Genomic DNA, 7,786 nt, shown 5'->3' with positions numbered 1-7,786 from the left:
TTAAGATTTGAAATCTCTTCTTTCTAATAAAAAATCAGATATACGACTTTCATAAGATTTTATTTCTGATAAATGCTTCATAGTCAAATCAATATTATCTAAATCATTTAACAAACAAAAGTAATGAAAATCATCTAATTCAAATGAAAATACTTCCTTATTTACAGTAACCGTTTTTTCGACTAAACTTACATCAAAAGTAATACCTATATTATTTTTTACAATATCAAATAAAAAAGTAATTTCACTCGAACTTAAAGTGATTAAAAGAAGCTTATTGTTAAAACTATTATTATAAAAAATATCAGCAAAACTAGGTGCAATTATTACTTTGAATCCATAGTCTACTAGAGACCAAACAGCATGTTCTCTCGATGAGCCACAACCAAAATTCTCTCTAGTTAATAAAATACTTGCGTTTTTATAAATTTTTTTATTGAGTATAAAATCCTCATTTTTTACTAATTGATTTGCATCAATAAAACGCCAGTCATGAAATAAATATTTACCAAATCCAATTTTGTTTACTCTTTTCAAAAATTGCTTCGGAATAATAATATCTGTATCTATATTAGATATATCTAAAGGAACAACGATACCAGCATGTCCAGTAAATTTAAACATATTTAATTATTCTCACCATTATATAATTTTCTAACATCAACAAATTTACCGTATACAGCAGCTGCAGCCGCCATAATAGGACTTACTAAATGTGTTCGCCCCCCTCTCCCCTGGCGACCCTCAAAATTTCGATTGCTAGTAGACGCACAACGTTCACCATCATTTAATCTATCTTTATTCATACCTAAACACATAGAACAACCAGGTAAACGCCATTCGAATCCTGCACTAATAAATATTTTATCTAAACCTTCATTTTCAGCTTCTCTCTTAACTGAACCTGATCCAGGAACAACAATAGCTTTAACATTATTAGCAATTTTTTTATCTTTAAGTATCTTTGAGGCAGCTCTTAAATCTTCTATTCTTCCATTAGTACAAGATCCAATAAAAACTTTATCAACAGTAATATTAGTTAAATAAGTACCTATTTTTAAACCCATATATTTACATGCAGATTTCGCTAAATCTTTCTTTATTAAATTATCAAAACTACTAAAATCAGGTATTTTTTGATCGATTGAGATCACCTGATCAGGATTTGTCCCCCAGGTAATTTGTGGCGAGAGATCAGAAATATTTATATTCACAACTTTATCAAAAAAAGCATTTTTATCAGATTTCAAATTCTTCCAAAAATTTAATGCTTTTTTCCAAAAAACACCACGTGGTGCATACATTTTATTTTTCAGATAAGAAAATGTCACTTCATCTGGTGCTATCAAACCTGACTTTGCACCTATTTCAATTGCCATATTACAAATTGTCATTCTTTCTTCCATGCTCATTTTTTCAATTACATTACCACAAAATTCAATTATATATCCTGCACCTCCAGATGATCCTAATTTTCCAATAATAAACAAAATCAAATCTTTAGCAGTGACAAATTTTTGAATTTCTCCTGTAATTTCTATTTTCATATTTTTAAAACGCTGTTGTTTTAATGTTTGAGTTGCAAGAACATGTTCAACTTCTGAAGTACCAATACCAAAAGATAATGCTCCAAATGCACCATGCGTCGATGTATGTGAGTCACCACATACAATAGTCATACCCGGCAAAGTCATCCCTTTCTCAGGACTAATAACATGAACAATCCCTTGATTAGGATTTTTTATATCATATAATGATATATTAAACTCGGAACAATTTTTAATTAATTCTTGCATTTGTACCTTTGCCATAGAACCTGAAGCATTAATATCTTGACTAGTTGTCGAAACATTATGATCCATTGTAGCAAAAGTTTTTTTAGGCTGTCTAACCTTTCGATTTTTATCTCGTAATGAATCAAAGGCTTGAGGTGATGTAACCTCATGAAGTAAATGTAAATCTATATATAAAAGAGATGTATTATTTTTCTCTTCATAAACAATATGTGAATCATATATTTTATCGTATAATGTTTTCTTCATGTCATTCACCATTAATTAAAGAATCAACAATAAGATCACCCATTTCATCTGTTTTTAAAAAATTATTATCATGAGATATATCTGAAGTTCTATAACCTTTTTTTAATACATTATTAACAGCTTTATCAATTTTATCTGCTATCTGATTTAAATTCATGCCATATCTAACTAACATAGAAAGTGAAAGTATTTGAGCAATCGGATTAGCAATATTTTTACCTTCAATATCAGGTGCTGATCCGCCTGCCGGCTCATATAATCCAAAATTTTTTTCATTAAAACTTGCTGATGGTAACATCCCAATTGAACCTGTAATTGTAGCACATTCATCAGAAATAATATCTCCAAAAAGATTTGAGCATAATAATACATCAAACTGATTAGGATCTTTAATTATTTGCATAGCAGCATTATCAATATATAAATGAGATAAATGAACATCTGGGTATTTTTTAGAAACACTTTCAACTACTTCTCTCCATAAAATAGAACTTTGAAGAACATTTGATTTATCTATAGAACAAACTTTCTTCTTCCTAGATCGTGCCAATTTAAAAGCTAAATGAGCAATACGGATAATTTCATACTCATGATAAATTTCTGTATCAAAAGCATATTTAGTATTGTTTTTATTTACAAAACCTTTAGGTTCACCAAAATAAATTCCACCTGTTAATTCTCTTACACATAATATATCAAAACCATTTTTTACAATATCTGAACGAAGAGGTGATAAACATTTTAGTTCTGGATATAATTTTGCTGGTCTTAAATTAGAAAAAAGATTAAAGTGTTTTCTTAAAGGCAATAAAGCGGCTCTTTCAGGACGTTGTTCTACTGGAAGGTTATCCCACTTCTTACCACCTACAGAACCTAATAAAATTGAATCAGAATTTTCACATCCTAGCAATGTAGTTTTTGGCAAAGCAACACCTTCACGTTCAATAGCTATACCACCAATATTAAATTTTTGTATTTCTAAAGATAGAAAAAAATATTTTTTTAAAACATTTAAAATTTTACATGCTTCTTGCATGACTTCAGGACCTATTCCATCACCAGATAATACAGCGATACGATAATTTTTTTTCATAAAAATTTTTCTCTTTAATAAAAATCAACAAAAAATATTATATTTCTATATCTAGATGTATTATTTTTTTTTAAAATCTTTTAAAATTTTTAATTTTTTGTTAACTTGTTTTGCTTTCCATATGTTATTTAGTACATTGATCATTGCTTGAGCTGATGCTTCAATAATATCAGTAGCCAAACCCACTCCATGAAACTTCCTTTTTTTATGTTCAACTAAGATATCTACTTGACCTAACGCATCTTTACCCTTCCCCTTAGCTACAAGTTGAAATTTTTGTAATATAATAGGAAAACATGCAATTCTATTTAATGCTTGGTAAATAGCATCAACTGGTCCATTGCTTGTAGTAGAAGATTCTGTGTATGTTTTTTTGCCACATAATAATTTTACTGATGCAGTAGATAAACTATTAGAAATAGACTGCACACTGAAAAATTTCAAAGAAAAGTATTCCCATTCATCTTGTTGTTTATTAATAAAAGCTAATGCTTCTAAATCATAGTCAAAAACCTGACCTTTTTTATCTGCTAACTTTAAAAAAGCAGTATAAAGTTCATCTATATTATAATCACTATTATTATAACCCATTTCATCCATATAATGTTTTACTGCTGCTCTTCCAGAACGAGAGGTTAAGTTAAGTTTTACTTCTTTTAAACCAATACTACTTGGTTCCATAATTTCATAATTTTTTCTATTTTTTAATACACCATCTTGGTGGATACCTGAAGAATGTGCAAACGCATTACTACCTACTATAGCTTTATTAGATGGAATTGGCATATTACAAATCTGACTAACAATTTTACTAGTTCGATAAATTTCTTTATAATTAATATTAGTGGAAACACTTAAGATATCTTCTCTTACTTTTATAGCCATAATTATTTCTTCTAATGCTGTATTACCAGCTCTTTCGCCAATTCCGTTTATAGTCCCTTCTATTTGTCTAGCACCTGCCTGTATAGCTGATATTGAATTTCCCACAGCCATGCCTAAATCGTCATGACAATGAACTGAAATTATAGATTTATGAATGTTAGGTACTCTTTCAAACAAATTTTTTATTATACAAGATAATTCGTTGGGTACAGTATATCCTACTGTATCGGGGATATTAATTGTTTTCACACCTGATTTAATTAATGTTTCTACAATACGACATAAATTATCCATTGTAGTTCTAGTAGCATCTTCACAAGAAAATTCAATATCATCAGTATAACGTAAAGCTTTTTTTACTGAAAAAACAGCCATATCTATTATTTCGTTAAAATTTTTCTTTAATTTAGATTCCATATGAAGTGTTGAAGTAGCTAAAAAAATATGAATTCGAAAAGAATCAGATGAAGACATAGCTTCTCCGGCTGCATCGATGTCTTTTTCTATACAACGAGCTAAACTACATATTCGACTATTTTTAATATTTTTAGATATAGTTTGAACTGATTTAAAATCTCCGGGTGATGAAACAGGAAATCCTATTTCTAAAATGTCTATCCCACATTTTTCTAAAGATAGTGCAATTTGTAACTTTTCTTTAACACTAAGACTTGCTTGTAATGCTTGTTCTCCATCGCGTAGCGTGGTATCAAAAATAACAACTTTAGATTTCATAAAAATTTTTCCAAATTAAGGTAATGGAATGTTTTATTGGATAAAAATAAATTTATACAATAAAAATTTCATAAGACATCATATACAAAATAATTTTGTATATGATGTCTTATGAAATTTTTATTGTATAAATTTATTTTATGATTTTTTTTTATATAAATTACATAAATTACTATATTCAATATCTATCTTTTTTTTTAAACCCTTCGGACCTATTTTTGTTAATTCACTAGCCGTGTAATAATTAATTAAAGCATTTAAAATTTTTGTTCTAGCTGATCTTTCATCTAATTGCGATATAATCTTCATATCTGTAAAAGAAATAAATGCACTTTTTTCTTGTTTTTTTAATTTTTTTAATGGTTTTATTTTTTTTGATAAAAAATGATTTATTTCTGATGGTGAAATACCACATAACATAAAAAACATGGGAGTTAAAAAAATTTTTTTAGGTATATAATTACTCATTGATTTACTATTTATTTTTTTACATTTAACAAAACCCATTGGTTCCAAAAACTCACTTATTAAACGAGAAGCGCGAGTGATGGATTTATTACCAGAATCTGATAAAGTAGATAATCCACATTCATCTGCTAATTTTTCAATAGAAGCTTCGACTAATTTAGAATTAATATTAAAATAATACAACATAGCAGGTACTATAGCTCTCATAGCACATGCTCGATGTTTATTTAATCGTCTGAATCGAGGCAAAACATTACCAGTTTTAGGATCTATTGGTAATAATGCACGATTTAAATGACTTCTAGCAACGTCTATTTCTGATACTTTTTTCATTGCATAACAAATAAATGTAGATTTTTTTCTTTCATTTTTAGATGGATTAAAAAATGGTTTTAGATTATATATATAATTTTTTCTAGGCACTAAATACACTTAATTAAAAGTAAAATATTTTTTTAAAAGAAGAGTTTTTGATAAATCATATATTGAACAATATACTTTTATATTAGTTTTTTTAAAAAAAAATAAATTTTTTTTAAACAAAAACTAATGAAGGATATGTTTTTTTTTGCTCATTTTATCAATATATGCCATTCCAAAAGCCGATAATACAAAAGTTAAATGAATAATAACACATAACATAATTTTATCATCTAATATTTTTTCTGCTTCCATAAAAAGACGTAAAAGATGAACAGAAGATATAGCAACTATTGAAGATGCTACTTTGTTTTTTATTGAATTAACATCCATTGTTCCCATCCACCCTAATCTTTTCTGATTATCTTGTATATCCATTTTAGAAATAAAATTTTCATATCCAGAAAACATAACCATAACTAATAGACCACCTACTAATGCAATATCAATTAATGACAAAACAACTAACACTAAACCTGATTCTGACATAGCCACAATATCTGGCATGATAAATACAATTTGTTGGAAAAATTTCAATGTTAATAAAATAAAACCAAACGATAAACCTACATATACAGGAAACATTAACCAACGAGAGGCATATATACTTTTTTCAATAATTTTTTCCATTTTTTTAACCTGAATAGTAATTGTTAATAAAAAATATTGTTTTTGATATAGATTGAATTTATAAATATATTTTATTTAATTTAAGAAAGTTAAGATAAAACTTTTAAGTTTTAGTAAGTTATCGTTGAAAATAATCAAAATGTATGTTAAAAATATATTTATTTTTTATAAATTATATTTATTCATAAAAAAAAATAAAAGTAAAGTATATATTCTTAAATATAAAAAAATTTAATTATTGAAAGAATAAAAATAAAATTTTATATATTTGAAATATATAAAAAATGAACCCACTTACTATTTTAAGTATCATGTTATGATAATAAGAAAATGCTATATAAATAATCCCAATCCATTTTTTACACCACCTAAAAATAATAAACGTAGGCCATCTTTTATTTGTTATGCAATGAAAAGAGCATCAGAAATAGATGTAGCTCGATGCGAACTAAATTATATTTTACAGATCAAAAATATTAAAATTGGTTTTCCCGTAAAAAGATTTAGAAGATTAAATGAACACCGAGCATGTGCTATGAGAGCCATGGTTTTAGCTATGCTTTACCATTTTAATATTTCTTCTGATTTGGTTCAAGCATCAGTTGAACAATTATCTGATGAATGTGGTTTGTCTACCTTGTCTAAAGCAGGTAATAAATCTATTACTCGTGCTTCTAGATTAATTACTAATTTTATGGAACCTATGGGTTTTGTTACTTGCAAAAAAACATGGGATAAAATATTAGGCAATTATATGCCCAAAATGATCACATTAACCCCATTGTTTTTTATGCTCTTTGGTGTTTCTGAAAAAAAATTAATGGATGCTAAGAAACAACAATTAGGGTGGATCAATAAAAATCTCATTAGTAAAGGTTTTAAACCAATAACCATGATTGATGCTAAAAGACGTTCTAAAGATACTCAAATTAAAAATATTTTTCAATATAGAATTTCTAAGCATGCTTTTTATAAAAAAAAGAGAAATGCACAACGCTTGATTTCATTAGATGAGAAAGAAGCCAGACAAACTATTCTTCGAGCGTTAGTAGCCAAATACTCTATTACTGAATTAACTAAATTAGGGCCTAATGGATTAAAGAAACAAGTTAATATAAGCTATTATTATTTACGCAAGATAGCTACAAACACTTATCCTGATAATTAAAATTTTTATTTAAATTTATTCTTTCTTAAAGGCATGCGTTTATTCGCATATTTTTTGTTTCTTAAATCCACTGTAAAATTATCTCCCCCCCTTTTTTTTTATCATAAAACATCTTATTTTATTTTTTCAATAAAAAAAAACATTAGAATCACATTTTTTTATTGAAAAAATAAATAAATGCATACTGTTTTTTTTAATAAATGCTTCTTATATAAATAAATGCAAAATAACATTCTTAAAACTTATATAAAAAAATAAATAAAAACATACTTGTTAAATTAAAAAAAAATAGCGAAGTTTTTTATTTCTAAAAACTTCGCTATTTTTTTAAAAAAATAATTACAT

At 26.7% G+C, this 7,786-nt stretch carries 7 protein-coding genes; 1 reads left to right on the top strand and 6 read right to left on the bottom strand.

All coding sequences use genetic code 11. The annotated features are described in order from the left end of the window. From leuD to BU_RS00030, 6 genes are all read right to left on the bottom strand, one after another. The gene (leuD, locus tag BU_RS00055) at positions 1-624 is read right to left on the bottom strand and encodes a 3-isopropylmalate dehydratase small subunit (RefSeq protein WP_010892297.1); all 624 of its coding nucleotides are present in this window, start codon (positions 622-624) and stop codon (positions 1-3) included. A 2-nt stretch (positions 625-626) separates the two neighbouring features. Then, complete coding sequence (leuC, locus tag BU_RS00050) at positions 627-2,042, bottom strand: 3-isopropylmalate dehydratase large subunit (protein ID WP_164927322.1); 1,416 nt, start codon at positions 2,040-2,042, stop codon at positions 627-629. Position 2,043: 1 nt separating this feature from the next. Further along, positions 2,044-3,135 carry a 3-isopropylmalate dehydrogenase gene (gene leuB / locus BU_RS00045; RefSeq protein ID WP_010892295.1) on the bottom strand — a complete coding sequence of 364 codons (1,092 nt, stop codon included), beginning with the start codon at positions 3,133-3,135 and terminating at the stop codon, positions 2,044-2,046. A 60-nt stretch (positions 3,136-3,195) separates the two neighbouring features. Next, entirely contained in the window at positions 3,196-4,755 is a 1,560-nt protein-coding gene (gene leuA, locus BU_RS00040) for a 2-isopropylmalate synthase (RefSeq protein WP_010892294.1), read from the bottom strand. 138 nt (positions 4,756-4,893) lie between these two features. Continuing rightward, the gene (gene repA, locus BU_RS00035) at positions 4,894-5,646 is read right to left on the bottom strand and encodes a plasmid replication initiator RepA (RefSeq protein ID WP_164927321.1); all 753 of its coding nucleotides are present in this window, start codon (positions 5,644-5,646) and stop codon (positions 4,894-4,896) included. A gap of 123 nt (positions 5,647-5,769) precedes the next feature. Beyond that, the gene (locus BU_RS00030; RefSeq protein WP_010892292.1) at positions 5,770-6,273 is read right to left on the bottom strand and encodes a TIGR00645 family protein; all 504 of its coding nucleotides are present in this window, start codon (positions 6,271-6,273) and stop codon (positions 5,770-5,772) included. Positions 6,274-6,589: 316 nt separating this feature from the next. Here BU_RS00030 and BU_RS00025 point away from each other — a divergent pair, with 316 nt between their 5' ends. Then, positions 6,590-7,441 carry a replication-associated protein repA1 gene (locus BU_RS00025; RefSeq protein ID WP_010892291.1) on the top strand — a complete coding sequence of 284 codons (852 nt, stop codon included), beginning with the start codon at positions 6,590-6,592 and terminating at the stop codon, positions 7,439-7,441. Positions 7,442-7,786: the final 345 nt, after the last annotated feature.

Source organism: Buchnera aphidicola str. APS (Acyrthosiphon pisum) (assembly GCF_000009605.1).
In the GTDB taxonomy this organism is placed as follows: Bacteria; Pseudomonadota; Gammaproteobacteria; order Enterobacterales; family Enterobacteriaceae; genus Buchnera; species Buchnera aphidicola_I.
Note: the sequence above shows the minus strand (reverse complement) of the source record. Positions and strands in the feature narration are given on the sequence as shown.